The following is a 25,700-nucleotide window of genomic DNA, read 5'->3' as shown; positions in this document are numbered from 1 at the left end:
GCACCCTGGACGCTCCAACCGCGTGCCCCATGACCCGAATCCTCCGCTCCCTCGCCCCCCTCCTCCTGTTCCTGGCCGCGCCCGTCGCGCCGGCCCAGGTGCCCGCCCCTGCCGAACCCGCTCCGGTCCCGGTCTGGGAATCGGCCGGCCCCCACCTGCTGGAGCCGTTCACCGCGACCTACGCGGCCTGGTACCGCGGCCGCGAGGCCGGCGACGCGACCATGCGCCTGGTGCGCGAGGGCGGGCGCTGGCGCGCCGACCTGGTCATCCGCGGCGATCGCGGCCTGGCCGGCCTGGCCCGCCTGAGCGTGCACCAGAGCACCGTGTTCGAGGAGGTCGGCGGGCAGTACCGCCCGCTGAGCCAGAGCACCGTGCGCGAGGCACTGGTGTTCGACCGCCGCGTGACCGGCACCTACGACTGGAACGCGATGCAGGCGCGCTGGGACGGCAGCCTGAAGAAGGACCGCCGCCGCCCGGTGCCACTGCGTGAAGGCGACATGAGCGGACTGCTGATCAATCTGGCAGTCATCCGCGACGCCCGTCCGGGTGCGATCCTGCACTACCGCTTCGTCGACGGCGGCCGGGTGCGCGAGTACGTGTACGAGGTGGCCACCGAGCCGGAAACGGTGATGGTGGGCGACATGGGCTACGAAGCCCTGCGCGTGGCGCGCAACCAGGCCGATGGCGACCAGACCGTGTTCTGGGTCGCCGCCGGCGTGCCGACCCCGGTCCGCATCCTGCAACGCAAGGACGGCCAGGACGAGATCGACCTGCGGCTGGTGGCCTACGAAGGAGCCTGAATGATGACGAGCAAGCGCACCGCGTTCCTGTCCGGCCTGATGGCCGCCGTGCTGCTGGTGGCCGCCGCGGGCGCGCACGCCGCGGCCCTGGCGCCGTTCAGCGCGCGCTACCAGGCCAGCTACATGGGCATGCAGGCCGAGGGCACCATGACCCTGGCCCGCGAGTCCGGCAACCGCTGGAAGTACAGCCTCAACGTGCGCAACCAGGTGGCCGACCTGAGCCAGGTCACGGTGTTCGAGGAGCACCAGGGCCGGCTGCGCCCGCTGTCCAGCAGCGACCGTTCGCTGCTGCTGATCAAGCGCAAGAACGTGGAAGGCACCTACGACTGGCAGCGCGGCGTGGCCACCTGGAGCGGCGACGTGAAGCCCGACCGGCGCGGCCCGGTGAAACTGCAGCCGGGCGACATGGACGCGCTGCTGGTGAACCTTGCGGTGGCGCGCGACGTGGCCGCCGGCCGGACCCCGGCCTACCGCATGGTCGAGGAAGGCCGCGCACGCACGCTGCGCTACCAGGTGGAAGGCCAGGAGCCGGTCACCGTGGCCGGCAAGACCCACCAGGCCACCCGCGTGGTGCGCCGCGACGAGAAGCGCGAGACCATCGCCTGGATCGTGCCGGGCATCCCGGTCCCGGCGCGCATCCTGCAGCGCGAGGGCGGCCAGGACACCGTCGACCTGGTGCTCAAGTCCGTCGACTGAGCGCCGGCGCGGCCGCCCCTACTTCGCGGCCGCGTCCTCCGTCTCGAACACCGTGCGGCAGTCCACCCGGATGACCTCGCCGCTGCGGTAGCGGCGGAAGGTGGTGCACTCGCGGCCGCCCTCGCGGGAGCGCTCGGCGGTGACGGCGTAGAACGCCTCCCAGATCTCGCGCTGTTCGACGATGCCGTCGCCGTTCCAGTCCATGTCGCGGGTCTCGATCCCGCGGGTGATGGCCAGGCCCTGCCAGCTGGCCCAGCCGATCAGCGCCATCAGCGCCAGCACCGCGGCCAGCAGGCCGCGCCGGCGCGGCGAGAAGCGGGGGCGGACCTGGTTCATGCCTCGATCCTGCGGATGCTGACGCCCAGCGCGCCGAGCTTGGCCTCGATGTTCTCGTAGCCGCGGTCCAGGTGGTAGATGCGGTCGATGGTGGTCTCGCCCCGCGCCACCAGGCCGGCCAGGATCAGGCAGGCCGAGGCGCGCAGATCGGTGGCCATCACCGGGGCGCCGCTGAGCCGCTCCACGCCGCGCACCACGGCGGTGTGGCCATCCACGCGGATGTCCGCGCCCAGGCGGAGCAGCTCGTTGACGTGCATGAAGCGGTTCTCGAAGATCGTCTCGCTGATCACGCCCACGCCGTCGGCCACGCAGTCCAGCGCCATGAACTGCGCCTGCATGTCGGTGGGGAAGCCCGGGTACGGCGCGGTGGTCAGGTTCACCGCCTTCGGCCGGCGGCCTTCCATGTCCAGGGTGATGCTGTCGGGCGTGGTCTCGATGCGGGCGCCGGCCTCCACCAGCTTGTCCAGCACCGCCTGCAGCGTGCCGGGGCGGGCGTTGCGCGTGGTCACCCGGCCGCCGGTCATGGCCGCGGCCACCAGGAAGGTGCCCGTCTCGATGCGGTCGGGCAGCACCGTGTGGCGGCCGCCGGACAGGCGCTCGACGCCGTGGATGGTGATGCACGAGGTGCCGGCGCCCTCGATGCGCGCACCCAGCGCGTTGAGGCAGGCTGCCAGGTCGGCGACCTCCGGCTCCATGGCCGCGTTCTCCAGCACCGTGGTGCCCTCGGCCAGGGTGGCCGCGGCCATCACGTTCTCGGTGCCGGTGACGGTCACCATGTCGAACACGAAGCGCGCGCCCTTCAGGCGCGGCGCGCGCGCCTTGATGTAGCCGTTCTCCACGGTGATCTCGGCGCCCAGCGCCTGCAGGCCCTTGATGTGCTGGTCCACCGGGCGCGCGCCGATGGCGCAGCCGCCCGGCAGCGACACCTCGGCCGCGCGGTGGCGCGCCAGCAGCGGGCCCAGCACCAGGATCGAGGCACGCATGGTCTTGACCAGCTCGTAGGGCGCCACGTGCTGGTCCACCGTGCGCGGGTCCACCACCAGGCGGCTGCCCTCGTCGAACTGCACCCCCGCCCCCAGCTCGCCGAGCAGGCGGACGGTGGTGAGCACGTCGTGCAGGCGCGGGACGTTGAGCACCTCCACCGGCGCGTCGGCCAGCAGCGTGGCGCACAGGATGGGCAGGACGGCGTTCTTGGCACCGGAGATGGTGACCTCGCCGTGGAGCGGCTGGCCGCCGCTGACAACGATCTTCTGCATGAGGCGGGACTCGGAAGGGTGTGCGGTGGGTGGGCCGGCTCAGGCCGGTCCGCCCGCCTCCTCGGGGGTGAGCGTCTTCAGCGCCAGGGCGTGGATGGCCCCGCCCATCAGGTCGCCCAGGGTGGCATAGACCATGCGGTGCCGGGCCAGGGGCAGCTTGCCGCGGAAGGCCTCGCTGACCACCGTGGCCTCGAAGTGCACGCCGTCGTCACCCTGCACCCGGGCCTGCGCGCCGGGCAGGCCGGCCTCGATCATGCGGCGGATGGTTTCGGCGTCCATGGAGCGCTTTGGCCTAGAATGAAGGGCCATAGTCTAGCGAATCCGCGCCGTCCGGACCCCGAACATGCCCGCCGCCGCCCAGCCTGCCACCGATGCCGACAGCCTGATCGCCAGCGGTCGCCGCGTCTTCGACATCGAATCGCAGGCCCTGTCGGCCGTCGGCGCCCGCGTCGGCGCGGCCTTCGCCGAGGCCTGCCGCCTGATCCTGGCCTGCCGCGGCCGGGTGGTCGCCACTGGCATGGGCAAGTCCGGCCACGTGGCGCGCAAGATCGCCGCCACCCTGGCTTCCACCGGCACCCCGGCGTTCTACGTCCACCCGGGCGAGGCCGGCCACGGCGACCTGGGCATGATCACCGACGCCGACATCGTCCTGGCCCTGTCCTACTCGGGCGAGTCGGACGAGGTGCTGATGCTGCTGCCGGCCCTGCGCCGCCAGGGCAACACGGTGATCGCCATGACCGGGCGCGCACACTCGACCCTGGCGCGCGAGGCCAACGTGCACCTGGACGTCAGCGTCCCGGCCGAGGCCTGCCCGCTGCACCTGGCCCCCACCTCCTCCACCACCGCCTCGCTGGCCATGGGCGACGCGCTAGCGGTGGCGCTGCTGGAGGCGCGCGGCTTCACCGCCGACGACTTCGCCCGCTCGCATCCGGCCGGAAGCCTGGGCCGCCGCCTGCTGCTGCGGATCACCGACGTGATGCACGGCGGCGAGGCCCTGCCGCTGGTCGGCGAGGATGCCAGCGTGGCCGAGGCGCTGGTGGAGATGAGCCGCAAGCGCCTGGGCATGACCGCGGTGGCCGGGCCGGACGGCAGGCTGTCGGGCATCTTCACCGACGGCGACCTGCGCCGCGCCCTGGACCGCGGCGTGGATGTGCGCGGCACCCGCATCGCCGAGGTGATGACCCGCAACCCGCGCACCATCGACGCCCGGCAGATGGCCTCCGAGGCCGCACACCTGATGGAGCAGCACCAGATCAACGGCCTGATCGTGGTGGACGAGGACGGCCGCGCGGTCGGCGCCCTCAACATTCACGACCTGTTGCGCGCGCGCGTGGTTTAACCGCTGGTCCATGGCCTACGACCCCCTCGCCCACATCGACGAAGACATCCGCCGGCGCGCCGCCCGCGTCGGCCTGCTGTGCCTGGACGTGGACGGCACCCTGACCGATGGCCGGCTGTACTTCGACGCCAACGGCACCGAGCTGAAGAGTTTCAGCGTGCTCGACGGCCAGGGGCTCACCCTGTTGCGCCGCTTCGGCTTCCACGTGGCCCTGATCACCGCCCGGCACAGCCTGGTGGCGCTCAAGCGCGGCACCGAGCTGGGCCTGGAGACACACATCGGCGTGCACGACAAGCTGGCCTGCATGGACGCGCTGGCCGCGCGCCATGGTTTGGACCGCGAACGCACCTGCTTCGTCGGCGACGACATGCCCGACCTGGACTGCCTGCTGGCGGCGGGCCTGGCGGTGGCCCCGGCCAACGCCCACCCGTGGATCGCCGAGCGGGTGCACTGGATCACACGCGCCCGCGGCGGCGAAGGCGCCGTGCGCGAGGTCTGCGACGTGCTGCTGGCCGCCCAGGGCCACGTGGAGACCCTGCTGCGCGGCCGCGCCGCCCGCGACGGACGGCAGGCATGAACTGGCGCGTCGCCCTGGGCGTGGTGCTGCTGGTGGCCGCCGTGGTCAGCGGCTGGTCGGCCTGGCGCATGCGCGACCGGGCCGCGCCGACGGCCGCCGCGGCCGAGCGCTCGGACTACGTGCTGCGCGACTTCGAGCTGGTGGTGCTGGACAGGGAGGGCAGCGAGTCGGTGCGCCTGCGGGCGCCGGTGCTGCAGCGCAGCCGCCAGGACGAGAGCCTGGACATCGGGCAGCCGCTGTTCCTGGTGCCCGGCGAGCCGGGGCCGTGGCGGCTGCGCGCCGACCGCGCCTGGGTCAGCCCGGACGGCGAACTGGCCCGTCTGGAAGGCAACGTGGAAGGCGACAGCGACCCGGCCGCACCGGCGCCCACCGCCTTCCGCACCACCCGCCTGGAGCTGGTCCCCGGGCAGAACCTGGCCCGCACCGACCAGCCGGTGCGACTGACCCAACCCGGTATCATCCAGACCGCCACCGGCCTGCAGGCCGACCTCCGCACGGGGCGGTACCGCCTCCTTTCCCAGGTCAAGACCCGCTATGAACCTTCCGCGCGCCGCTAGCTCCCGGACCGGCCGGGCGATCCTCCTGCTGGCGCTGGTGCCCGCGCTGGCCACGGGCGCGCTGGCCCGGACCTCGGACCGCAACCAGCCGATGACGGTGGACGCCGACACCTCCGACTGCAACCTCACCGACGCGGCCGGCACCTGCACCTTCATCGGCAACGTGGTGATCGTCCAGGGCACCCTGGAGATCAACGCCGACCGTGCCCAGGTGCAGCGCCGCGACGGCAACATCGGACAGATCGTGCTCACCGGTCGGCAGGCGCGGATGCGCCAGCAGATGGACGACGGCAGCACCATGAGCGCGCGCGCCGACCGCATCGTGTACGAGCCGGACAAGGAGCAGCTGACCCTCACCGGCAACTACCACGTCGAGTCCCCGCGCGGCAGCAACAGCGGCCAGAAGATGGTCTACAACATGGCCAGCGGGCAGATGCAGAGCGGCGGCGACGGCAGCCGCGTGCGCACGGTGATCCAGCCGCGCGCGCAGCAGGACCGGGCCACGGACGGGGACGAGTGATGCTGGTCGCCGAAGGTCTGCGCAAGAAGTACAAGCAGCGCGAGGTGGTGCGCGAGTTCGGCCTCACCCTCGAGGCCGGCGAGGTGGTGGGACTGCTCGGCCCCAACGGCGCCGGCAAGACCACCTGCTTCTACATGATCGTCGGCCTGGTCGAGACCGACGCCGGCCGCATCGTGCTCGACGGCCGCGACATCACCAACGAGCCGATGTACACCCGCGCACGCCTGGGCGTGGGCTACCTGCCGCAGGAACCGTCGGTGTTCCGCAAGCTCACGGTGGCCGACAACATCCGCCTGGTGCTGGAGCTGCGCGAGGACCTGGACCGCGACGGCATCGAGCGCGAGCTGTCCTCGCTGCTGGAGGAGCTGCAGATCACCCACGTGGCCGACCAGCTGGGCGCCAGCCTGTCCGGCGGCGAGCGCCGCCGCTGCGAGATCGCCCGCGCCCTGGCCGCCAGGCCGCGGCTGATGCTGCTGGACGAGCCCTTCGCCGGCGTGGACCCGATCTCGGTCGGCGAGATCCAGCGCATCGTCACCCACCTGAAGAACCGCGGCATCGGCGTGCTGATCACCGACCACAACGTCCGCGAGACCTTGGGAATCTGCGACAGGGCGTATATCCTCGCCGAAGGAAGCGTGTTGGCTCAGGGGGCGCCCGACGCGCTGCTGGCCAACCCGGATGTACGCCGGGTGTACCTCGGCGAGACCTTCCGGCTGTAGCGCCCCGGCCGGCAGCCCCGTCGCCGCCCCCACGGACAGGGACATGAAGGCACGGCTGCAGACATCGCTGGGACAGAGCCTGGTCATGACGCCCCAGCTGCGTCAGGCCATCCGGCTGCTGCAGATGTCCACCTTGGAACTGCGCACCGAGGTGGCCCAGGCGATCGAGGCCAATCCGCTGCTGGAATGGGCCGACGAGGCCGAGCCGGACGCCGCCGGCGACGGCCCGGCCGATGAGGCCGCCGGGGCCGCCGGCGACGGCGACCCGGACGGGCCCGCGGACGACTGGGCGGACGAAGGGCCGTCCCGGGAGCGCCCGGGCGGCTTCGACGACGATGAGCGCGAGGGCTACGCCGAGCGCGCCGCCGAGCCGGAAAGCCTGTCCGACCACCTGCTGTGGCAGCTGCACCTGTCGCACCTGTCCGAGCGCGACCGCCGCATCGGCGTGGCCCTGATCGACGCCCTGGACGAGGACGGCTACCTGCGCGAGCCGCTGTCGGCCATCGTCGAGACCCTGCTGCCGGAGGTGGTCGGCGAGGACGAGGTGCTGGCCGTCCTCCACCAGCTGCAGCACTTCGACCCGGTGGGCGTGGCCGCGCGCAGCCTGGGCGAATGCCTGCACCTGCAGCTGGAGGCGCTGGACCCGGCCACGCCCGGCCACGCCCTGGCGCTGCGCATCGTGGACGGCCCGCTGGAGCGCCTGCCCCGCAGCGGCATCGAGGGCATCGCCCACGAGCTGCGCTGCAGCCCGGAGGAGGCCGCGCAGGCGGTGCAGCTGCTGCGCTCGCTGGACCCGCGCCCGGGCAAGCGCCTGGGCGAGCTGGACCCGGACAGCTACGTGGTGCCCGACTGCGTGGTCTGGCGCCAGCACGGCCTGTGGAAGGTGGCCCTGTCCCAGCACGCCCTGCCGAAGGTGACCATCCACCGCGGCTACGAGCAGATGATCCGCCGCTGCAGCGAGCAGGAGGCCAGCTACCTGCGCAGCCAGCTGCAGGAGGCGCGCTGGCTGCTCAAGGGCCTGGAGGCGCGCGGCGAGACCCTGCTGAAGGTGATGCGCTGCCTGGTGCGGCAGCAGGCCGGCTTCCTCGAGTTCGGCGAGCAGGCCCTGCGCCCGCTGACCCTGCGCGAGGTGGCCGCCGAGGTTGGCCTGCACGAATCCACCGTCTCCCGCGCCATCGCCCGCAAGTATGTGCGCACCCCGCGCGGCACGCTGCCGATCAAGACCTTCTTCGCCTCGGGCATCGACACCGGCGGCGGCGAGGCCTCCAGCACCGCCATCCAGGCGATGATCCGGCGTCTCATCGAGAACGAGAACCCGCGCAAGCCGCTGTCGGACGCCAAGCTGGCCGAGCTGCTCAAGGTGGGGGGAATCCCGGTGGCGCGGCGCACCGTGGCGAAGTATCGTGAGGCCATGAACATTCCGGCTTCGCACGAGCGGGTCCGCATCGGCTGAAGGCCTCCGGATCCGCATCGCGGAGCCCCACCCCGCGGCAACGACCAAGGAGGTACACAATGCGCATTGACATCTACGGCCAGCAGCTCGAGGTCACGCCGGCCCTGCGCGAGTACGTGGAGACCAAGCTGCGACGCATCGAGCGCCGTTTCGACCAGCCCATCGAGGCGCGGGTCCAGCTCGGGCTGCGCAAGCCCTCCCACCACGTCGAAGCCACCATCACCGTGCCCGGCCGCACCCTGCACGCGGAGACCGACGCCGAGAACATGTACGCGGCCATCGACCTGCTGGTCGACAAGCTGGACCGGCTGATCGTCAAGCACAAGGAGAAGCAGCAGCAGTACGTGCCCCGGGACGTCCCCGACGCCATGTGACGCCCCCCGCCGGCCGGCGGTGCCCACGCGCCGCCGGTTTCGGCGACAATCCCGCGACCCTACCTACCCACAGCCGAGGCCGGGCCGCATGTGGAACGCCAGCATCACCGCTCGCGAGCTGTTCGAGCAGCAGCAGGAGAAGCTCGGCCTGCGCTGGGTGGCCGGGCAGAACGGGGGCAACCGCGAGATCGAATCCGGCGGTACCAACGCCCGCCGCCCGTCGCTGGCCGGATACCTGAACGCCGTCTACCCCAACAAGGTCCAGATCCTGGGCAGCGAGGAGCTGGCCTGGCTGGATTCGCTGGACCCGCGCCAGCGCTGGGAGACCATCGAGAAGATCATCCAGGCCCGGCCGCTGGCCCTGGTCATCAGCAAGAACCAGTCCTGCCCCGAGGACCTGCGCGCCGCCGCCGAGGAGAGCGACACCCCGCTGTGGGTCTCGCCCAGGCGCGGCCATGAACTGCTCAACCACCTGTCCTACCACCTGGCCCGCACCCTCGCCCCGCGGGTGACCCTGCACGGCGTGTTCATGGAGATCTACTCCATCGGCGTGCTGATCACCGGCGAGGCCGGCTCGGGCAAGAGCGAGCTGGCCCTGGAGCTGCTCAGCCGCGGCCACCGCCTGGTGGCCGACGACGCCCCCGAGTTCACTCAGATCGCCCCGGACGTGCTGGACGGCACCTGCCCGGAGCTGCTGCAGGACCTGCTGGAGGTGCGCGGCCTGGGCGTGCTCAACGTGCGCGAGATGTTCGGCGACACCGCGGTCAAGCGGAACAAGTACCTGCGCCTGATCGTGCACCTGACCCGGCCGATGACCGAGCCCTCGCCGCACGGCTACGAGCGCCTGACCGGCGACTCCGGCACGCGCCAGGTGCTGGACCTGGAGGTGCCGCTGATCACCCTGCCGGTGATGCCCGGCCGCAACCTGGCGGTGCTCACCGAGGCCGCCACCCGCCTGCACATCCTGCGCACCAAGGGCATCGACCCGGCGGCGATGTTCATCGCCCGGCACAGCAGCCTGCTGGAGCGCCGCGGCCCATGAACGCCCAGCACGCCATGGTCATCGTCAGCGGCCTGTCCGGCTCGGGCAAGTCGGTGGCGCTGAAGACCTTCGAGGACCTGGACTACTACTGCGTCGACAACCTGCCGGTCGAGCTGCTGCCGGACTTCGTGCGCCGGCTGCTGCGCGACGACGGCCTGCCCGAGCGCCTGGCGGTGGGCATCGACGTGCGCAGCCGCCACGGCGACCTGTCGCGCCTGGCCGAGTGGCGCAAGGCCGCCCACGACCTGGGCATGGACGTGCGCCTGCTCTACTTCGAGGCCGAGGACGAGGTGCTGCTGCGCCGCTACGCCGACACCCGCCGGCGCCACCCGCTCAGCCGCCTGGGCCTGTCGCTGCCGCAGGCCATCGCCCGCGAGCGCGAGATGACCCGGCCGCTGCGCGAGGAGGCCGACGCGGTGATCGACACCAGCACGCTGAACGTGCACCAGCTGCGGCGCCTGGTCACCACCGAGCACGCCCTGGGCCAGAGCCCGGGCCTGTCCCTGCTGTTCGAGTCCTTCGCCTACCGGCGCGGAGTGCCCGTGGAGGCCGACTTCGTGTTCGACGCCCGGGTCCTGCCCAACCCGCACTGGGAGCCGGACCTGCGCCCCCTGACCGGGCGCGACGCCCGGGTGCGCGAGTACCTGGACGCGCAGCCGGAGGTGGCCACCTACGTCCGCCAGGTGGCCGGTTTCCTCGACACCTGGCTGCCGCGCCTGCGCAACGACACCCGCGCCTACGTCACCGTGGCCTTCGGCTGCACCGGCGGCAAGCACCGCTCGGTCTACCTGGCCGAGCGCCTGGCCGCCCACTTCCGCCAGCAGGGCTGGGACGAGGTGGCCACCTACCACCGCGAGCAGGACTGAGCCGCCGCCCGCCCGGGCCGCCCGGCGGGCGTGATGCCGCCGTGAAAAAACCGCGCGCCGCGCTGTCGCAGGTGGCGACCGGTCTGTTAACTTTCGGTCATGGCCTGTGGCATTCTCCTGATCACGCATCCCGGCGTCGGCACCGCGGTCCTGGCCGCGGCCACCTCCCTGCTGCGCAACCTGCCGCTGCGGGCGGAGGCCTTCGAGGTGCCGTTCGACGCCGATCCGGAACAGCTGCTGCCCGCCGCCTCGGCCGCGTTGCGCCGGGTGGACGGGGGCGACGGGGTGCTGGTGCTGACCGACCTGTACGGCGCCAGCCCGAGCAACCTGGCGGCGAAGGTCGCCCGTCTGGGCACGCGCGTCCGGCGCGTCTCCGCGCTGAGCCTGCCCATGCTGCTGCGGGTCATGAACTATCCGGAACAGGGACTGGACGAGCTGTCCGCCACCGCGGCGGCGGGCACGCGCAATGGAGCGATCATCGACGATGCTTGAACGTGAACTCACCGTCCCCAACCGCCTGGGCCTGCATGCCCGGGCCACCGCCAAGCTGGTGCAGGCGCTGGCACCCTTCCGCTGCACCGTCACGCTGGCGGCCAAGGGGCGTGAGGTCAACGCCAAGAGCATCATGGGCGTGATGCTGCTGGCCGCCGGCCAGGGCACCCCGGTGACCGTGCGCACCGACGGCGATGACGAGGCCGCCGCCATGGAGGCGGTGGTGTCGCTGTTCGAGCGGCGCTTCGACGAGGACGCCTGAGCATGCCGGCGCCGGCCCGCCCGACCCCGCCGCGCCGGCGCCCGCGGAAGGACCGCCACCCATGAGGCACGTGTTCGCCGGCCATGGCGCATCCCGCGGGATGGCCCTCGGCCGCGCCCGCGTGCGCCAGGCGCACGCGCTGGAGGTGGTCGAGCAGCACGTGCCGGCCGCGCGCGTGCAGGAGGAGATCGTGCGCCTGCGCACGGCCCTGGAGGCCGCCCGCGCCGAGATGCGCGCCCTGCGCGAGAAGCTGCACGGCGCGCTGTCGCAGGACGCGCTGGAGTTCATCGACCTGCACGCCCTGCTGCTGGACGATCCGGAGCTGGGCCCGGCGCTGGAGGAACTGATCCGCCAGCACCGCTACTCGGCCGGCTACGCCCTGCGCGCGCAGCGCGACCGCCTGGCCGCGGTGTTCGAGCGCATGGACGACCCGTACCTGCGCAGCCGGCTGGACGACCTGGACCACGTCATCGGGCGCATCCACGCCCACCTGCACCGCCACAACCCGGTGCCGCGCGGCACCGCAGGCGAGGTGCTGGTGTGCCACAGCGTGGCCCCGTCGGAGCTGGCCCAGCTGCAGGCCCAGGGCGTGGTGGCCATCGTCTCGGCCGCCGGCAGCCCGCTGTCGCACGCCGCCATCCTCGCCCGCAGCCTGCACATGCCGCTGGTGGTGGGCGCGGCCGAGGCCCTGGCCCGGATCAACGACGGCGACGTGGTCATGGTCGACGGCGAGGCCGGCCGGGTGGTGCTGGAGCCGGACGCCGACGACCTGCGCACCTACCGCCAGCGCCGCCAGGAGGAGGCGCGCGAGCGGCGCGGCCTGGAGCGGCTGCGCAGCAAGCCCACCCGCACCCGCGACGGGGTGGACATCACCCTGCTGGCCAACGCCGAGTCGGCCGAGGACCTGGCCCGCGCCCACGCCCTGGGCGCGGCCGGGGTGGGCCTGTTCCGCACCGAATTCCTGTTCCTGCAGCGCGACGCCCTGCCGGACGAGGACGAGCAGTTCCATGTCTACCGCGACGCGGTGCTGCGCATGAGCGGCCGCCCGGTCACCTTCCGCACCCTCGACCTGGGCGCGGACAAGGCCGACCGTACCGGCCTGAGCCTGGGCAACGAGGACAACCCGGCCCTGGGCGTGCGCGGCCTGCGCCTGTCGCTGCTGCACGAGGCGGTGTTCGACACCCAGCTGCGCGCCATCGCCCGCGCCGCCGCCTACGGCCCGGTGCGGGTGCTGGTGCCTATGGTCAGCTGCCGCGAGGAGGTGGTGATCGTGCGCCGCCGCCTGCGCCGCGCCGTGGCCGCGGTGCGCCGCCGCGGCGTGGAGGTGGCCACCCCGCCGCTGGGGGTGATGATCGAGGTGCCGGCCGCGGCGATCGGCGCCGAGAGCCTGGCCGACGCGGTGGAGTTCTTCTCCATCGGCACCAACGACCTGGTGCAGTACCTGCTGGCGGTGGACCGCAACAACGACGCGCTCTCGGACCTGTACTCGCCCCTGCACCCCGGCGTGCTGCGCCTGCTGGCGCACGTGATCCGCGCCGGCACCCGCCATCGCATCCCGGTGGCGGTGTGCGGCGAGATGGCCGGCGACCCGTGGATGGCGCCGCTGCTGCTGGCCCTGGGGCTGCGCGAGTTCAGCCTGCACCCGGGCAAGCTGCTGGAGCTGCGCCGGGCCATCCGCGAATGCGATCTGGGCCGGCTGCTGGCCAGGTCCGAGCAGCTGCTCCAGGCCCGCGACCGCCAGGCCATCGAACGCTGGCTGGCCGAGGCCCGCCGCGGCTGAGCGGGGTTCCCACGGGCCGGTGCGGCTGCGAGAATGCACCGCCCTTCCCTCCCCGGACGGGGCGCCGGGGTGCTTCCCGGCACGGCCACGGTAGGCTGGCGCCGCTGCCCCAAGCGATAATCCACGCCATGGACATCTGAACCGCCGCGCGTCCGTCGGGGTCGCGGCCTACAACCAAATCCCGGAGACGCGCATGGCAGAAGCCGTCCGCCACGACAAGACCGCGCGCCAGCTGCGCATGCTGTCCGACGCCCTGGACAGCGGCCGGCTCGGCCCGGTGCGACGGCTGGTCAACACCCTCTCCCCGGCCGAGATCGGCAACCTGCTGGAGTCGCTGCCGCCGGGCAAGCGCGAGGTGGTCTGGGGCCTGGTGGACGCCGAGGACGACGGCGAGGTGCTGCTGCACGTCGGCGACGAGGTGCGCGAGAGCCTGCTGGCGGCGATGGACCCGGACGAGATCATCGCCGCGGTCGAGGACCTGGACATCGACGACCTGGCCGACCTGGTCGAGGACCTGCCGGACACGGTCATCGACGAGGTCCTCAAGTCCATGGACCGGGAGAACCGGGAGCGGCTGGAGCAGGTGCTCTCCTACCCGGAGGACACCGCCGGCCGCCTGATGAACCCGGACGTGGTCACGGTGCGCGCCGACGTGACCGTGGACGTGGTGCTGCGCTACCTGCGCCTGCGCGGCGAGCTGCCCGAGCACACCGACCACCTGTACGTGGTCAGCCGGCGCCACCAGTACCTGGGCCGCGTGCCGCTGGCCGCGCTGGTGACGCACGAGGTCTCCACCCCGATCAACCGTCTGATCGACGACGAGCAGCCGGCCATCTACGTGGGCGAGAGCGCCGAGGAGGTGGCCCGCCGCTTCTCCGACCACGACTGGGTCTCGGCGCCGGTGGTGGACGAGAACAACATCCTGCTCGGCCGCATCACCATCGACGACGTGGTGGACATCATCCGCGACCAGGCCGAGCACCAGGCCCTGGGCGCGGCCGGCCTGGACGAGGACGAGGACCTGTTTTCGCCGGTCAGGCGTGCCGTGCGCGGCCGCGTGGTGTGGCTGGGCATCAACCTGTTCACCGCCTTCCTGGCCGCCGGCGTGATCGGCCAGTTCGAGGGCACCCTGGAGAAGGTGGTGGCGCTGGCGGTGCTGATGCCGATCGTGGCCGGCATCGGCGGCAACGCCGCGGTGCAGGTGCTGACCCTGATGGTGCGCGGCCTGGCACTGGGCCAGGTCGGCTCCAGCAACGCCGGCATCCTGCTGTGGAAGGAGATCCGCGTGGCGCTGATCAACGGCGTGCTGATCGGCGGCATCGTCGGCCTGATCGCCCTGGTTTGGTACCACGACCTGGTGCTGTCCCTGGTGATCGCCCTGGCCCTGGTGATCAACTTCTGCGCCGCGGCCTGCGCCGGCGTTCTGCTGCCGCTGCTGCTGCGGCGCATGAACATCGATCCGGCCGTGGCCGGCACCGTGGTGGTCACCGCGGTGACCGACGTGATGGGGTTCTTCTGCTTCCTCGGCCTGGCCACGCTCATCCTGATCCGCTGAGCGCGCGGCCCGGGTGCCGGGCCGCGTGCCTCAGCCGCGCAGGCGCCGGACCAGCTCGGCGGTGACCGGGTCCTCGGCCTGGGCCTGGCCGCGCAGCGCCGGCAGCAGGCGGTTGGCCAGCTGCTTGCCCAGCTCCACGCCGAACTGGTCGAAGGCGTTGATGCCCCACACCACCGACTGCACGTACACGCTGTGCTCGTACATGGCCAGCAGCGCGCCGAGCGAGCGCGGGGTCAACGACTCCAGCAGGATGGTGGTGCTGGGCCGGCCGCCCGGATAGGCACGGTGCGGGTCGTCGCTGGCCTGCCCGTTGGCCAGGGCCTCGGTCTGCGCCAGCAGGTTGGACAGCAGCGCCTCGTGGTTCTGCGCGTACGGGTCGTCGCCCCGCACGGTGCCGATGAAGTCGGCCGGGACGACGCCGGTCCCCGGGTGCAGGGCCTGGAAGAAGCTGGGCTGCACGTCGGTGCCCGCCCCGCCCCACCACACCGGCACGGTGTCGGCCTGCACCGGGCTGCCGTCGGCCTGCACCCGCTTGCCCAGCGACTCCATCCCCAGCTGCTGCAGGGAGGCCGGCAGCAGCGCCAGGCGCTGGTCGTAGGTCAGCACCGCGTGCGAGGCCAGGCCCAGGGCGTTCCGGTTCCACACCGCGGTCAGGCCGTGCCGCCCGGCCAGGTTGGCCTCCAGCGGCGCCTCCAGCACGTGGCGGTCGAACTCGGCGGCGCCGGCCAGCAGCTCCTCGAAGCGGTCGAAGCCGATCGCCAGGGCGATCGGGAAGCCCACCGCCGACCACAGGGAGTAGCGCCCGCCGACCCAGTCCCACATCGGCAGCACGCGCGAGGCGGCGATGTCGAAGGTGGCGGTGGCCCGCTCCGGGTTGGCGCTGACCGCGTAGATGCGCCCGCTGCCACCCAGCCAGTCGCGCACGATGGCACCGTTGAGCAGGGTTTCCTGGGTGCCGAAGGTCTTGGAGATGAACACCGCCGCGGTGTGCTTCGGGTCCAGCGGCGCCAGCACGCGCTGGGCGGCGGCGCCGTCCACGTTGGAGATGAAGTGCACGCGGAAGCGGCCCGGCAGCGGGCCGCGCAGGGCATCGCTCACCAGGCGCGGGCCCAGGTCCGAGCCGCCGATGCCGACGCTGACGACGTCGGTGACCTCGCTGTCCGCCAGCTCCGCCACCAGCGCGCCCATGCGGGCGCGCACCTGGCTGGCGGTGCGGTAGGCCTCGCGCGCGGCGGCGGCCTGCGACAGGTCGCCGCGCAGGGCGGTGTGCAGCGCGGCGCGGCCCTCGGTCGGGTTGACCGTCTCGCCGTCGAACAGGCGGCGGAAGGCGCCGGCCAGGTCGCGCTCCCGGCCCAGGGCCAGCAGCGCCTCCCAGGCCTGGCGGTCGTAGCGCTGGCGGGCGAAGTTCGCGTACAGCGGGCCCACCTGCAGCGCGTGCGCCGATACCCGCTCCGGCTCTGATCCCAGCAACTCGGCGATGCCCGTGCGGGCAAGGCGGGTGGCGTGTTCCTGGAGGACCTTGAAACCGGAAGCGGATACTGTCATCAGGCAGCCTGCTTGGGTATCGAGTGGTTGGTGTGGGTGATGCGGTTGGCGCCGTCCACGTACACCAGCGTCGGCCGGAAGGCGTCGGCCTCGGCCGCGTCCACCGAGGCGAAGGCGGCGATGATCACCAGGTCGCCGACCTGCACGTGGCGCGCCGCGCCGCCGTTGAGCGAGATGATGCCGCTGCCCTCGTCGGCGCGGATGGCGTAGGTGGTGAAGCGGGCGCCGTTGGTCACGTTCCAGACATGCACCTGCTCGTACTCGCGGATGCCGGAGGCATCCAGCAGCAGTCCGTCGATGGCCACCGAACCTTCGTAGTTGAGCTCGGAATGGGTGACGGTGGCGCGGTGGATCTTGGCTTTGAGCAGGGACAGGTGCATCGGAGGTGGCTCTTGCAGCGGGGATGGTAGCAACGCGCAAAAAGTTGCGCGCGCAACGGGAGCGGGCCGCCCGCGGCGGCCCCGGCTCAGAATTCGAGGTTGTCGATCAGGCGGGTGCTGCCCAGGCGCGCGGCGACCAGGGCCACGCGCGGGCCGGGCTCGCCGTCGGCCGGCTCGCCCAGGTCCGGGCGCCGGACCACGGCGTAGTCCACCGCGAAGCCGGCCTCGGCCAGGCGCCGCCGGCCCAGGGCCTCGACCTCGGCGCGCGGGGTGCCGGCCAGGTGGGCGTCGCGCATGGCGCACAGGGTGCGGTGGATCTCGGCCGCGCGCGGGCGCTCCCCGGCCGACAGGTACTGGTTGCGCGAGCTCATCGCCAGGCCGTCGGCCTCGCGCACGATCTCGCCGGCCAGGATCCGGATCGGGAAGTGCAGGTCCGCCACCATCTGCCGGATCACCGCCAGCTGCTGGTAGTCCTTCTTGCCGAAGGCGGCCACGTCCGGCTGCACCTGGTTGAACAGGCGCGCGACCACGGTGCACACGCCGTCGAAGTGGCCCGGACGGAACTCGCCCTCGAGCACGGCGCTGACGCCGGGCATGTGCACGCGGCCGGCCAGCTCCACCCCGAACGGGTACATCGACTCCACCGTCGGCAGCCACAGCACGTCGCAGCCGGCGGCCTCCAGGCCGCGGGTGTCGGCGTCGGGCGTGCGCGGGTAGCGGGTGAAGTCCTCGTTGGGGCCGAACTGGGTCGGGTTGACGAACACGCTGGAGACCACCCGGTCGGCGTGCTGGCGCACCAGCTGCACCAGCGAGAAGTGGCCCGGGTGCAGGTTGCCCATGGTGGGGACGAAGCCCACGCGCAGGCCCTCGCGCTTCCAGCCGCGGACACGCTCGCGCAGGCGGTCGAGGTCGGTGATGGTTTCGATCATGGGTGGCAGGCCTCAGGCGTAGGCATGGCCGGCATCGGGGAAGGTCCCGTTGTGGACCGCCTCGACATAGGCGCGCACCGCGCCGGCGACCGAGCCGCCCTCGGCCAGGAAGTCCTTGACGAAGCGCGGCCGGCGGTGGCCGCTGTCCAGGCCCAGGAAGTCGTGCAGCACCAGCACCTGGCCGTCGCAGTGCGGGCCGGCACCGATGCCGATGGTGGGGATGTCCACGGCGGCGGTGATCTTCTGCGCCAGGCCGGTGGGCACGCACTCGAGCACCAGCAGCGAGGCGCCGGCGGCGGCCACCGCCCGAGCGTCCTCCAGCAGGCGCGCGGCGGCGGCCTCCTCGCGGCCCTGCACCTTGAAGCCGCCCAGCTTGAGCACCGACTGCGGGGTCAGGCCCAGGTGCGCGCACACCGGGATGTCGCGCTCGGTCAGGAAACGGATGACCTCCAGCTTGGGGCCGGCGCCTTCCAGCTTGACCATCTGCGCGCCGGCGCGCAGCAGCGCCACGGCGGCGTCCAGCGCGCGCTCGGGCGTCGCGTCGGCCTGGAACGGCAGGTCCGCCACCAGCAGCGCCTGGCGCAGGACCCGGGCCACGGCCGCGGTGTGATAGGCCATGTCGGCCACGGTGACCGGCAGGGTCGAGTCATGCCCCTGCACCACCATGCCCAGGGAGTCGCCCACCAGCACCAGGTCCACGCCGTTCCGGTCCAGGGTGCGGGCGAAGCCCGCGTCATAGCAGGTCAGCATCGCCAGCCGGCGGCCCTGGCGCTTGGCCTCGGCCAGCGCGGGCACGGTCCACGGCTTCTGCTCGGCGTGTACGCTCATGGGGCTTTCCGGTTCGACAAGCGGGACATTATCGCCCAATTCGCCGCGCGTGCCGGTGCAGCCGGCGCCACGCAGCTTTCCGGCTCAGGCACCGTCCAGCGGCTCGACGCCGGAGGTGTCCAGCGTGCGCAGCAGCGCCGCCACCGTGCCGTACCCGGGCACCAGCGCCTCCGGCGCCACCTCGGCCAGCGGCCCCAGGGCGAAGGCGCGCTCGTGCAGGTGCGGATGCGGCACACGCAGGCCGGGCCGCTCGATGCGCGCATCGCCGTACAGCAGCAGGTCCAGGTCCAGCACGCGCGGGCCCCAGCGTTCCTCCGCGGCGCGCTCGCGCCCGGCCTGGCGCTCGATCTCCAGCAGCGCCGCCAGCAGCGCCTCCGGCGCCAGGGCCGTCTCCAGCAGCGCGGCGGCGTTGACGAAGTCGGGCTGGTCGGTGCGCCCCCAGGCGCGGGTGCGGTACAGGCGCGACAGTGCCACCAGGCGCGTCCCGGGCAGCGCGTCCAGCGCCGCGGCGGCGCGGCGCAGGGTCTCCTCGGGCCGGCCCAGGTTGCCGCCCAGGCCGACGCAGGCGCGGGCCGGCGCACTCATTCGCCGGCCTGGCCTTCGCCCGCCCCACCCCCGTTGCCGCCTCCGCGCCGGCGGCGCCGGCGGCGGCGCCGGGACGGCAGCATCTCCGGCTCGCCGGCCGCGGCGGCCGCGCCCAGGCTGGCGGCCAGCTCGTCGCCGGGCACCTGCTGGGCGTGGCGCCAGAATTCCACGTCGGCGGCGTGCGAGTCGGAGGCGGCCAGGCGCACCACCAGGAAGTCGTAGGCGGCGCGGAAGCGCGGATGGGCCAGCAGGCGGAACACGCGCTTGCGCTGGCGGGGGGAAAAGCGCGACTGCAGCAGCCAGATCTCCTGCATCGGCAGGGGGAAGCGCTTGGGCAGGGCGATGGGCTGCACCTGGCGCAGGGTCACCCGGTCGGCGGCGCGGCGCTGCGCCTCCTCCGAGGGCATGCCCTGGGCCTGCAGCTCAGCCAGGGCCCGGCAGTAGGCCGGCCACAGCAGCAGGGCGAACAGGAACGCCGGCGAGACCGGCTCGTCGGCCGCCACCCGCGCGTCGGTGTTGCGCAGGCCCTCCACCAGCATCCGGCGCAGGGCGCCGCTGCGGTTGCTGCGCAGGGCGCGGGCGGTGTCCGGCATCAGCACGTCGAGCAGGCCGAAGCGCTCCAGGCCCTCGAAGCTGGCCACCGCGTGGCCGGCCAGGAACAGCTTGAGCATCTCCTCGAACAGGCGCGCCGGGGCGGCCTCGGCCAGCAGCGGTGCCAGTTCCGGGATCGGCGCGGCGGTGGCCGGGTCGATGGTGAAACCGAGTTTGGCCGCCAGGCGCACCGCGCGCAGCATGCGCACCGGGTCCTCGCGGTAGCGGGTGGCCGGATCGCCGATCAGGCGCAGGACACGCGCCTGCACGTCCTCGAAGCCGCCCACGTAGTCGCGCACCGAGAAGTCCTCGATGGCGTAGTACAGGGCGTTGGCGGTGAAGTCGCGGCGGACCGCGTCCTCCTCGATGGTGCCGTAGACGTTGTCGCGGACCAGGCGGCCGTCCTCGACCTCGCGGCCACCGCTGCCGTCGTCGCTGTTGGCGCGGAAGGTGGCCACCTCGATGATCTCCCGCCCGAACACCACGTGCGCCAGGCGGAAGCGGCGGCCGATCAGGCGGCAGTTCCGGAACAGCTGGCGGACCTGTTCGGGCGTGGCGTCGGTGGCCACGTCGAAGTCCTTGGGATGGCGCCCCAGCAGCAGGTCGCGGACCGCACCGCCGACCAGGAAGGCGCCGAAGCCGGCCTCGCGCAGCCGGTACAGCACGCGCAGGGCGTTGGGGCTTATGTCCTTGCGCGAAATCGGGTGCTGGTCGCGGGGGATGGAGCGCAGGACGGGTTGTGGCAGGGCTTGCGGTTCGATGGGTGTGCTTCCGTGACAGACCAGGTGGAGGGGGACTGTTGCACCCCGCCGGTGGCATGCATATACTAGCGCGCCTTCGCTGGGAACATCCAAGCAACGCTCCCTTCGTCTAGCGGTTAGGACGTGGCCCTCTCAAGGCTAAAACAGGGGTTCGAGTCCCCTAGGGAGCGCCACCCGGTGAGGTGATGCGACACGAAAAACCCCGCTTGCGCGGGGTTTTTTCGTTTGCGCGCACGCACGCACGTGCGTACGCGCCGGGCCGGAAGGCCCCGGCGCGCGGCGCCGGGGCCCGGGCCTCAGCCCTGCATCTGCTCCAGCTCCTTGCCCTTGGTCTCGTGCACGTAGCGCAGCACGAAGAACACCGACAGCACTGCCGCGGCCGTGTACAGGCCGTAGGCCGCCGCCAGGCCGATGCCGGCCAGCAGCATCGGGAAGGTCCAGGTGATCAGGAAGTTGGAGGTCCACTGCGCCAGGCCGGCCACCGCCAGCGCCGAGCCGCGGATCTGGTTGGGGAACATCTCGCCCAGCATCACCCACATCACCGGGCCCCACGAGGCGTTGAAGAACACCACGTAGACGTTGGCCGCCACCAGGGCCACCACGCCCATGGAATCGCTCAGCACCAGGTGGTTGCCCTCCTGCAGCTGGCCGGTGGAGAAGGCCCAGGCCACCACACCCAGGGACACGGCCATGCCCACCGAGCCGATCCACAGCAGCGGCTTGCGCCCGACGCGGTCGATCAGCATCACCGTGACCAGGCAGGCGGAGATGCTGACGCCGCCGGAGATGACGTTGATCAGCAGGGCGTCGGCCTCGGAGAAGCCCACCGCCTGCCACAGCACCGCGCCGTAGTAGAAGACCACGTTGATGCCGACCAGCTGCTGGAAGGTGGCCAGGCCGATGCCCACCCACACGATCGGCCGGATCCGGCCGCGGGCGCGGTCGATCAGGTCCGACAGGCGCGGCCGGTGGTGGTCGGCGGCCAGCGAGGCATCGATCTCCTCCAGCTTGCGCAGGCCGGCCTGCTGGCCGTACAGGCGGGTCAGGACGCCCTGGGCGCGCTCGCGCAGGCCGCGGGCCACCAGGTAGCGCGGGCTCTCCGGGATGAACAGCAGGGCCACGCCGAACACCAGGATCGGCACGATCTCGGCCCAGAACATCCAGCGCCAGGCGGCGAAGCCGAACCACAGCTCCGACAGCGAGGAGGTGGCGATGCGCGCCAGCCACCAGTTGCTCAGGAACGAACCGAACAGGCCGCAGATGATGGCGATCTGCTGCACCGTGGCCAGGCGGCCGCGGTAGCGCGCCGGGGCCACCTCGGCGATGTAGGCCGGCGACATCACGCTGGCCGCGCCCACCGCCAGGCCGCCCAGCACCCGGTAGACCACGAATTCCGCCGAGCCGTTGGCGATGCCCGAGCCCCAGGCCGAGACCAGGAAGAACACCGCCGCCCACAGCAGCATGGTGCGGCGGCCGTAGCGGTCGGCCAGGGTGCCGGCGAACCACGCGCCCACCGCGCAGCCCAGCAGCATCGAGGCCACGTTGAAGCCGGTCACCGCGGCATCGGAGCGGAAGGCCTGCTTGAGGCCGTCCACGGTGCCGTTGATCACGCCGCTGTCGTAGCCGAACAGGAAGCCGCCCAGCGTCGCCACCAGGCTGATGAGGACGATGAACCGGGTGTTCTCGTCGTTGGCCGTCGCAACGGCGGTGGTGGTACTGCTCATGCAACCTCCTCAGGTTCGTTCGCACCGGCACCGGCCGGCCCTCGTTGCGGGTGCCCCGCGTCCCTCCCGGGGCGACGACGACCCGGCGACTTTACCGCGCGCCGGCGCCCATGGGAGCGCTCACCTCCCCGTCCGGGGGGACGCGGCCCGCGCGGGTCCCGCGCGGGCCGTCCCCCGGTGCCGTCACCAGCTGGCCCGCAGCACCACCGAGTAGCGGCGGTCGTTCTCGAACCAGGCGCGGTTGTACAGGTGCTCGTCGATGAAGCCGTCGCGGCGGTAGCCGCGCGGACCCATCAGCAGCTTGGTGATGGAGTTGGTCAGGTTGTTGGCCTGCACGCCGATCTGCACGTTGGCGTTGAGGTTGTAGAAGAACGAACCGTCCAGCTGGCCGTAGTCGTCGTTCCACACCGGCATGCGCATGGCCGGCATGGTGTCGCTGCTGGTCAGCAGGTAGCGCGAACGCCAGTTGTAGGCCAGACGGAGCGACACCGGACCGCGCTCGTAGATGCCGGTCAGGTTGTAGCTGCGCCGCGACAGCCCCTCCAGCGGCAGATCCAGCGGCACCGCGCCCGGCAGCGGCGAGTTGTTGCTGCCGCCCGGCGGCTCGATGTCCACGTTCGTGCCGCCCTTGCTGTCGACGAAGGTGAAGTTGGCCTGCACACCCAGGCCCGGCAGGAAGTCGAAGAACTGCGAGTAGCCGACCTCGAAGCCGCGGATGGTGCCCTTGTCCAGGTTGCGGGTGCGGGTCATCTGGTAGACGTGGCCGTCGATCAGCTCGTTGGCCAGCGCGGTGACGAAGTAGTCCTTCACGTCCTTGTGGAACAGCGTCAGGTACACGCTGTCGCCGGGGCCGAAGTACCACTCCAGGGCGGTGTCGAACTGGTTGGCGCGCATCGGCTTGAGCGCCGGGTTGCCGCCGCTGCCGCTGTAGCTCAGGTCGTCCTCGCCGCACAGCTCGGTGCGCAGCCCGTCCTGCAGCGCGCGGTTGCACGCCGAGGCGTCGGCCGACAGCACCACCCACGGCTGCATCAGGCTGAACTCCGGGCGGGCGATGGCGCGGGAGGCGGCGAAGCGCCACTGCAGGCCGTGGTCGAAGCGCACGCGCAGGTTCAGGCTGGGCAGCACGTCGGTGTAGGAGGCACGCGAACTGCTGTGGAACACCTGGCCGTTGTAGCGGGCCAGGGTCTCGGGCTTCATCACGTCGCCCCAGCCGCTCATGTCCGGCAGCTGGCCGCCGCCTTCGGCATCCACGGTGGTCTTGACCACGCGCACGCCGATGTTGCCGTCCACCGGACGGCGCAGGTCCTCGTTGCCGAAGTACAGCACGCCGTAGGCGGCCTGGGTGCGCTCGTTCTGCCGGTTGGCATGCTCCGGGCCGTACTCCACCGGCGACCAGGTCTCACCCGTGGAGGGAATGGTGGACAGCGTGGCCAGCACCGCCTCGCGCGTGACCATGGCGTCCTTCGCCGTCCAGAACTGGGTCGGCACGTTGACCTTGCCGCGGAAGAAGCCCGACATGGAGTACAGCATGGACTGGTCCGGGAAGAACTGGTCCAGCCAGGCCACGGCCGGGCGGTCAGGGTCGGGCGGGTTGGCGATACGGCGCCAGTCGTCGCTGATCGGGCCCCAGTTCCAGTGGGTGGAGTAGCTCAGGTACTCGCGGTCGGCCACGCGCGCGCCCACGCGCACCAGGCGCAGCCAGTCGCTGTCGCGGAAGTTGTACTCCACGTCCACGCGGCCGGCGCGCTCGCGCCCCTCGTTGTCGGCCAGGTGGTCCATGGCCGAACGCCAGAAGTAGCGGGTCTGGTCGCGGGCGGTGGCCGGGTCGGCGATGGTCAGCGACGGATACTTGCCGCTGAGGTCCAGGGTCACCTCGTCCAGCAGCGTGGAGGTGTGCACCGAGAAATCCACGTTGTCGTTGCTGGACTTCACGTACTGGAAGTCGGCGCGCACGACCAGGTCGTCGGTGATGTAGTGGCGGATGCCGGCCGACCAGTCGGTGGTCTGCGAGGACTGCACGTTGTAGCGGTTGCCCGCGGCGAACTGGATGCCCGGGCGCTGGTACATGTTGGCCGGGCCGTCGCTGGGCTGGCCGCGCCAGCCGCCCTGGCGCAAGGTGCCGCGGATGAAGCGGCCGTACCGGTCGTACTCGAAGCGGGTGCCCGGCATCGGCACCACGTTGTTGGTCTTGTCGGCCAGGCCGTCGTCCCACACCGGGTGGAACTGGTTGGGGTCGCCGCTCCAGAGGTCGTCGTTGTTCTTCTCCATGCTGCCGCAGCACTCCATGAAGTGCTCGCGCCAGGCCAGGTCGTACTTGGAGGTGATGACCTGGGCATGGACCTCGGTGTCCGCGTTCGGCCGCCACTGGAACGCCAGCGCGCCACCCTGGCGCTTGCGGTCGAAGTCGGTCCGGCGCCAGTTCGCGCCACCGGGAACGAACACGTGGTCGAAGTCGGTGCCCTCCAGCAGCGCCTCGCGCTGGGACTCGTTGGGCATCCAGGTGTCCAGCTCCCAGTCGTAGTACCAGCCGCCATCCTCGCCCTCGGGCTGCTCGGCCGGGTAGCGGCCGCGGCGCACGAACGGCTGGACCTGGATGCCGTCCGAGCGGGTGGCCAGTTCCGAGTAGGACACGTTGGCCAGCAGGCCGATCTCGCCGATGCCGGTGTCCCAGCGGTCACTGAACAGGAACGAGGCCGAAGGCCGGATGTCCTTGGCCTTGTCGCCCTGGTTGAAGTCGATGCTGCCGGCGATCTTGCGCCCCGGCTCGTCGAACGGCTTGCGCGTGCGCAGGTTCACGGTGCCGCCCAGGCCGCCCTCGATGATCTCGGCCGAGGGGTTCTTGTACACGTCCACGCCGGCCATCAGCTCGGCCGGCACCTCCTCGAAGCCGATGCCGCGGCCGCCGCTGGCGCTGAACACGTCGCGGCCGTTGAGCTCGCCGCGCACGAAGGTCAGGCCGCGGATCATCACGCCGGTGCCCTCGGCCGAGAAGTGGTCGGTGTCGTTGCGCGCGGCGAAGCCGGTGACGGTCACGCCGCTGATGCGCTTGAGCGTCTCGGTCACGCTGCGGTCCGGCAGCGCGCCGATGTCCTGCGCTGTCACCGAATCGATGATCTGCTCGGCCTCCTGCTTCAGGTCCTGGGCCCGCATCAGGCTGCCGCGCAGGCCCTTGACCTCGACGGTGTCCAGTTCGACGGCGTCCGGCCCGCTGCCGGAGCCCGGGTCCTGGGCCTGCACGCCGCCGGCAGCCAGCGCCAGGGCCACGCCGAGCGCCAGCGCGGAACGGTGCATGCGGAAAGACGGATACGGACGTACTGTCCCAGCGCGTGTGGCGCGGTCGTGGCACTTCGACATTCAGCTCCCCCTCCAGAAACTGTTGGCGAATCGTCTTGGGTTGTAGGCGGCCGTTCCAAAGCTCCCCGCGGCCGCGACGCGGACGTTAGCGCTAACTTCGGCGGTTTTGAAGTGCCTCCCATGCCGCACCGCAGCAGGCGCCGCCGGCCGCTCCGGCACCGCCGCAGGCCCGCCGGGCGACCACCGTCGGCCCGGCGGCGGCGGGCCCCTCCCGGCCTGGCCGCCTGCCCGCCCGCGGGCGGCGGATGCCTCGCGCTGCCGGACATGCAGGCGCCCACGCGCACGCAGCCGGGGCCGCGCGGGGACACGCGGCCGCCGCGGCGCATTGATCACGGGCAGGACGCGCGATGGAGGCTGGTATTAGAATGGCGCGCCGTCT

Annotated in this window: 26 protein-coding genes and 1 tRNA gene; 16 read left to right on the top strand and 11 right to left on the bottom strand. The window is 72.2% G+C overall.

Features of this window, described 5'->3' with window-relative positions; translation table 11 throughout:
* Nucleotides 1-29: 29 nt before the first annotated feature.
* Both CR938_RS02595 and CR938_RS02590 read left to right on the top strand, forming a co-directional pair.
* The gene (locus CR938_RS02595) at nt 30-800 is read left to right on the top strand and encodes a DUF3108 domain-containing protein (RefSeq protein ID WP_162123515.1); all 771 of its coding nucleotides are present in this window, start codon (nt 30-32) and stop codon (nt 798-800) included.
* Nucleotides 801-1,496: a DUF3108 domain-containing protein gene (locus CR938_RS02590; protein WP_162123514.1), complete on the top strand. Its 696-nt coding sequence runs from the start codon at nt 801-803 to the stop codon at nt 1,494-1,496.
* Between the two features lie 18 nt (nt 1,497-1,514).
* Here the strand turns inward: CR938_RS02590 and CR938_RS02585 are convergent, their stop codons facing one another.
* From CR938_RS02585 to CR938_RS02575, 3 genes are read right to left on the bottom strand one after another with little or no spacing between them, the layout of a single operon-like run.
* A complete protein-coding gene (locus CR938_RS02585; RefSeq protein WP_162123513.1) occupies nt 1,515-1,832 on the bottom strand; it encodes a hypothetical protein in 318 nt (105 codons plus the stop codon).
* Nucleotides 1,829-3,088 carry a UDP-N-acetylglucosamine 1-carboxyvinyltransferase gene (gene murA, locus CR938_RS02580; RefSeq protein ID WP_162123512.1) on the bottom strand — a complete coding sequence of 420 codons (1,260 nt, stop codon included), beginning with the start codon at nt 3,086-3,088 and terminating at the stop codon, nt 1,829-1,831. The genes CR938_RS02585 and murA overlap by 4 nt, the downstream gene beginning before the upstream one ends.
* A gap of 39 nt (nt 3,089-3,127) precedes the next feature.
* Entirely contained in the window at nt 3,128-3,367 is a 240-nt protein-coding gene (locus tag CR938_RS02575; RefSeq protein ID WP_162123511.1) for a BolA family protein, read from the bottom strand.
* 64 nt (nt 3,368-3,431) lie between these two features.
* Here CR938_RS02575 and CR938_RS02570 point away from each other — a divergent pair, with 64 nt between their 5' ends.
* The 13 genes from CR938_RS02570 (at nt 3,432) to mgtE (ending at nt 14,624) form a co-directional block, all read left to right on the top strand.
* The gene (locus CR938_RS02570) at nt 3,432-4,427 is read left to right on the top strand and encodes a KpsF/GutQ family sugar-phosphate isomerase (RefSeq protein ID WP_162123510.1); all 996 of its coding nucleotides are present in this window, start codon (nt 3,432-3,434) and stop codon (nt 4,425-4,427) included.
* A 10-nt stretch (nt 4,428-4,437) separates the two neighbouring features.
* Nucleotides 4,438-5,004 (top strand): KdsC family phosphatase, encoded by a 567-nt coding sequence (locus tag CR938_RS02565; protein ID WP_162123509.1) that lies wholly within the window; start codon nt 4,438-4,440, stop codon nt 5,002-5,004.
* Nucleotides 5,001-5,561 carry an LPS export ABC transporter periplasmic protein LptC gene (gene lptC / locus CR938_RS02560; RefSeq protein ID WP_162123508.1) on the top strand — a complete coding sequence of 187 codons (561 nt, stop codon included), beginning with the start codon at nt 5,001-5,003 and terminating at the stop codon, nt 5,559-5,561. Before CR938_RS02565 ends, lptC begins: the two co-directional genes overlap by 4 nt.
* A complete protein-coding gene (lptA, locus tag CR938_RS02555; RefSeq protein WP_162123507.1) occupies nt 5,539-6,081 on the top strand; it encodes a lipopolysaccharide transport periplasmic protein LptA in 543 nt (180 codons plus the stop codon). Before lptC ends, lptA begins: the two co-directional genes overlap by 23 nt.
* Complete coding sequence (gene lptB, locus CR938_RS02550) at nt 6,081-6,800, top strand: LPS export ABC transporter ATP-binding protein (protein ID WP_162123506.1); 720 nt, start codon at nt 6,081-6,083, stop codon at nt 6,798-6,800. Before lptA ends, lptB begins: the two co-directional genes overlap by 1 nt.
* Nucleotides 6,801-6,843: 43 nt before the next feature.
* A complete protein-coding gene (locus CR938_RS02545) occupies nt 6,844-8,253 on the top strand; it encodes an RNA polymerase factor sigma-54 (RefSeq protein WP_162123505.1) in 1,410 nt (469 codons plus the stop codon).
* 59 nt (nt 8,254-8,312) lie between these two features.
* Nucleotides 8,313-8,627: a ribosome hibernation-promoting factor, HPF/YfiA family gene (gene hpf, locus CR938_RS02540; RefSeq protein WP_162123504.1), complete on the top strand. Its 315-nt coding sequence runs from the start codon at nt 8,313-8,315 to the stop codon at nt 8,625-8,627.
* Nucleotides 8,628-8,715: 88 nt separating this feature from the next.
* The gene (gene hprK, locus CR938_RS02535; protein ID WP_162123503.1) at nt 8,716-9,669 is read left to right on the top strand and encodes an HPr(Ser) kinase/phosphatase; all 954 of its coding nucleotides are present in this window, start codon (nt 8,716-8,718) and stop codon (nt 9,667-9,669) included.
* Complete coding sequence (gene rapZ, locus CR938_RS02530; protein WP_162123502.1) at nt 9,666-10,535, top strand: RNase adapter RapZ; 870 nt, start codon at nt 9,666-9,668, stop codon at nt 10,533-10,535. Before hprK ends, rapZ begins: the two co-directional genes overlap by 4 nt.
* 99 nt (nt 10,536-10,634) lie before the next feature.
* Nucleotides 10,635-11,027, top strand: coding sequence for a PTS sugar transporter subunit IIA (locus CR938_RS02525; RefSeq protein WP_162123501.1), 393 nt, complete (start codon nt 10,635-10,637; stop codon nt 11,025-11,027).
* The gene (locus tag CR938_RS02520) at nt 11,020-11,289 is read left to right on the top strand and encodes an HPr family phosphocarrier protein (protein WP_162123500.1); all 270 of its coding nucleotides are present in this window, start codon (nt 11,020-11,022) and stop codon (nt 11,287-11,289) included. The genes CR938_RS02525 and CR938_RS02520 overlap by 8 nt, the downstream gene beginning before the upstream one ends.
* A 61-nt stretch (nt 11,290-11,350) precedes the next feature.
* Nucleotides 11,351-13,069: a phosphoenolpyruvate--protein phosphotransferase gene (gene ptsP, locus CR938_RS02515; protein ID WP_162123499.1), complete on the top strand. Its 1,719-nt coding sequence runs from the start codon at nt 11,351-11,353 to the stop codon at nt 13,067-13,069.
* A gap of 193 nt (nt 13,070-13,262) precedes the next feature.
* Nucleotides 13,263-14,624 carry a magnesium transporter gene (gene mgtE, locus CR938_RS02510; RefSeq protein ID WP_162123498.1) on the top strand — a complete coding sequence of 454 codons (1,362 nt, stop codon included), beginning with the start codon at nt 13,263-13,265 and terminating at the stop codon, nt 14,622-14,624.
* Between the two features lie 30 nt (nt 14,625-14,654).
* Here mgtE and pgi read toward each other — a convergent pair whose 3' ends face one another.
* The 6 genes from pgi to pcnB all read right to left on the bottom strand — a co-directional run bounded on the left by pgi (nt 14,655) and on the right by pcnB (nt 20,267).
* Nucleotides 14,655-16,169: a glucose-6-phosphate isomerase gene (gene pgi, locus CR938_RS02505; RefSeq protein ID WP_162123497.1), complete on the bottom strand. Its 1,515-nt coding sequence runs from the start codon at nt 16,167-16,169 to the stop codon at nt 14,655-14,657.
* Nucleotides 16,169-16,549, bottom strand: coding sequence for an aspartate 1-decarboxylase (gene panD / locus CR938_RS02500; RefSeq protein ID WP_162123496.1), 381 nt, complete (start codon nt 16,547-16,549; stop codon nt 16,169-16,171). The genes pgi and panD overlap by 1 nt, the downstream gene beginning before the upstream one ends.
* A gap of 86 nt (nt 16,550-16,635) precedes the next feature.
* Nucleotides 16,636-17,478, bottom strand: a complete 843-nt coding sequence (panC, locus tag CR938_RS02495; RefSeq protein WP_162123495.1) for a pantoate--beta-alanine ligase — start codon at nt 17,476-17,478, stop codon at nt 16,636-16,638.
* Between the two features lie 12 nt (nt 17,479-17,490).
* Complete coding sequence (gene panB / locus CR938_RS02490) at nt 17,491-18,306, bottom strand: 3-methyl-2-oxobutanoate hydroxymethyltransferase (protein ID WP_162123494.1); 816 nt, start codon at nt 18,304-18,306, stop codon at nt 17,491-17,493.
* Nucleotides 18,307-18,390: 84 nt separating this feature from the next.
* Complete coding sequence (gene folK, locus CR938_RS02485) at nt 18,391-18,891, bottom strand: 2-amino-4-hydroxy-6-hydroxymethyldihydropteridine diphosphokinase (RefSeq protein ID WP_162123493.1); 501 nt, start codon at nt 18,889-18,891, stop codon at nt 18,391-18,393.
* On the bottom strand, nt 18,888-20,267 hold the full coding sequence (gene pcnB / locus CR938_RS02480; protein WP_162123527.1) for a polynucleotide adenylyltransferase PcnB: 1,380 nt from the start codon (nt 20,265-20,267) through the stop codon (nt 18,888-18,890). Before pcnB ends, folK begins: the two co-directional genes overlap by 4 nt.
* Nucleotides 20,268-20,341: 74 nt before the next feature.
* Between pcnB and CR938_RS02475 the strand changes: the two genes are divergently transcribed.
* Nucleotides 20,342-20,416 (top strand) — tRNA-Glu (locus CR938_RS02475).
* Between the two features lie 123 nt (nt 20,417-20,539).
* On the opposite strand, the gene CR938_RS02470 is transcribed toward CR938_RS02475, so the two are convergent.
* Together CR938_RS02470 and CR938_RS02465 are read right to left on the bottom strand one after the other, a co-directional pair.
* Nucleotides 20,540-21,967, bottom strand: coding sequence for a sugar porter family MFS transporter (locus CR938_RS02470; RefSeq protein ID WP_162123492.1), 1,428 nt, complete (start codon nt 21,965-21,967; stop codon nt 20,540-20,542).
* Nucleotides 21,968-22,150: 183 nt separating this feature from the next.
* The gene (locus CR938_RS02465) at nt 22,151-25,321 is read right to left on the bottom strand and encodes a TonB-dependent receptor (RefSeq protein WP_162123491.1); all 3,171 of its coding nucleotides are present in this window, start codon (nt 25,319-25,321) and stop codon (nt 22,151-22,153) included.
* Nucleotides 25,322-25,700: the final 379 nt, after the last annotated feature.

It is taken from the genome of Pseudoxanthomonas taiwanensis, from assembly GCF_010093135.1.
GTDB classification, from domain to species: domain Bacteria; phylum Pseudomonadota; class Gammaproteobacteria; order Xanthomonadales; family Xanthomonadaceae; genus Pseudoxanthomonas; species Pseudoxanthomonas taiwanensis.
Note: the sequence above shows the minus strand (reverse complement) of the source record. Positions and strands in the feature narration are given on the sequence as shown.

Excerpts from the sequence above, each read along its gene's own strand:
- CR938_RS02595 (WP_162123515.1), top strand. The coding sequence starts at position 30 with ATGACCCGAATCCTCCGCTCCCTCGCCCCCCTCCTCCTGTTCCTGGCC.
- CR938_RS02590 (WP_162123514.1), top strand. The coding sequence starts at position 801 with ATGATGACGAGCAAGCGCACCGCGTTCCTGTCCGGCCTGATGGCCGCC.
- CR938_RS02585 (WP_162123513.1), bottom strand. The coding sequence starts at position 1,832 with ATGAACCAGGTCCGCCCCCGCTTCTCGCCGCGCCGGCGCGGCCTGCTG.
- murA (WP_162123512.1), bottom strand. The coding sequence starts at position 3,088 with ATGCAGAAGATCGTTGTCAGCGGCGGCCAGCCGCTCCACGGCGAGGTC.
- CR938_RS02575 (WP_162123511.1), bottom strand. The coding sequence starts at position 3,367 with ATGGACGCCGAAACCATCCGCCGCATGATCGAGGCCGGCCTGCCCGGC.
- CR938_RS02570 (WP_162123510.1), top strand. The coding sequence starts at position 3,432 with ATGCCCGCCGCCGCCCAGCCTGCCACCGATGCCGACAGCCTGATCGCC.
- CR938_RS02565 (WP_162123509.1), top strand. The coding sequence starts at position 4,438 with ATGGCCTACGACCCCCTCGCCCACATCGACGAAGACATCCGCCGGCGC.
- lptC (WP_162123508.1), top strand. The coding sequence starts at position 5,001 with ATGAACTGGCGCGTCGCCCTGGGCGTGGTGCTGCTGGTGGCCGCCGTG.
- lptA (WP_162123507.1), top strand. The coding sequence starts at position 5,539 with ATGAACCTTCCGCGCGCCGCTAGCTCCCGGACCGGCCGGGCGATCCTC.
- lptB (WP_162123506.1), top strand. The coding sequence starts at position 6,081 with ATGCTGGTCGCCGAAGGTCTGCGCAAGAAGTACAAGCAGCGCGAGGTG.
- CR938_RS02545 (WP_162123505.1), top strand. The coding sequence starts at position 6,844 with ATGAAGGCACGGCTGCAGACATCGCTGGGACAGAGCCTGGTCATGACG.
- hpf (WP_162123504.1), top strand. The coding sequence starts at position 8,313 with ATGCGCATTGACATCTACGGCCAGCAGCTCGAGGTCACGCCGGCCCTG.
- hprK (WP_162123503.1), top strand. The coding sequence starts at position 8,716 with ATGTGGAACGCCAGCATCACCGCTCGCGAGCTGTTCGAGCAGCAGCAG.
- rapZ (WP_162123502.1), top strand. The coding sequence starts at position 9,666 with ATGAACGCCCAGCACGCCATGGTCATCGTCAGCGGCCTGTCCGGCTCG.
- CR938_RS02525 (WP_162123501.1), top strand. The coding sequence starts at position 10,635 with ATGGCCTGTGGCATTCTCCTGATCACGCATCCCGGCGTCGGCACCGCG.
- CR938_RS02520 (WP_162123500.1), top strand. The coding sequence starts at position 11,020 with ATGCTTGAACGTGAACTCACCGTCCCCAACCGCCTGGGCCTGCATGCC.
- ptsP (WP_162123499.1), top strand. The coding sequence starts at position 11,351 with ATGAGGCACGTGTTCGCCGGCCATGGCGCATCCCGCGGGATGGCCCTC.
- mgtE (WP_162123498.1), top strand. The coding sequence starts at position 13,263 with ATGGCAGAAGCCGTCCGCCACGACAAGACCGCGCGCCAGCTGCGCATG.
- pgi (WP_162123497.1), bottom strand. The coding sequence starts at position 16,169 with ATGACAGTATCCGCTTCCGGTTTCAAGGTCCTCCAGGAACACGCCACC.
- panD (WP_162123496.1), bottom strand. The coding sequence starts at position 16,549 with ATGCACCTGTCCCTGCTCAAAGCCAAGATCCACCGCGCCACCGTCACC.
- panC (WP_162123495.1), bottom strand. The coding sequence starts at position 17,478 with ATGATCGAAACCATCACCGACCTCGACCGCCTGCGCGAGCGTGTCCGC.
- panB (WP_162123494.1), bottom strand. The coding sequence starts at position 18,306 with ATGAGCGTACACGCCGAGCAGAAGCCGTGGACCGTGCCCGCGCTGGCC.
- folK (WP_162123493.1), bottom strand. The coding sequence starts at position 18,891 with ATGAGTGCGCCGGCCCGCGCCTGCGTCGGCCTGGGCGGCAACCTGGGC.
- CR938_RS02470 (WP_162123492.1), bottom strand. The coding sequence starts at position 21,967 with ATGAGCAGTACCACCACCGCCGTTGCGACGGCCAACGACGAGAACACC.
- CR938_RS02465 (WP_162123491.1), bottom strand. The coding sequence starts at position 25,321 with ATGTCGAAGTGCCACGACCGCGCCACACGCGCTGGGACAGTACGTCCG.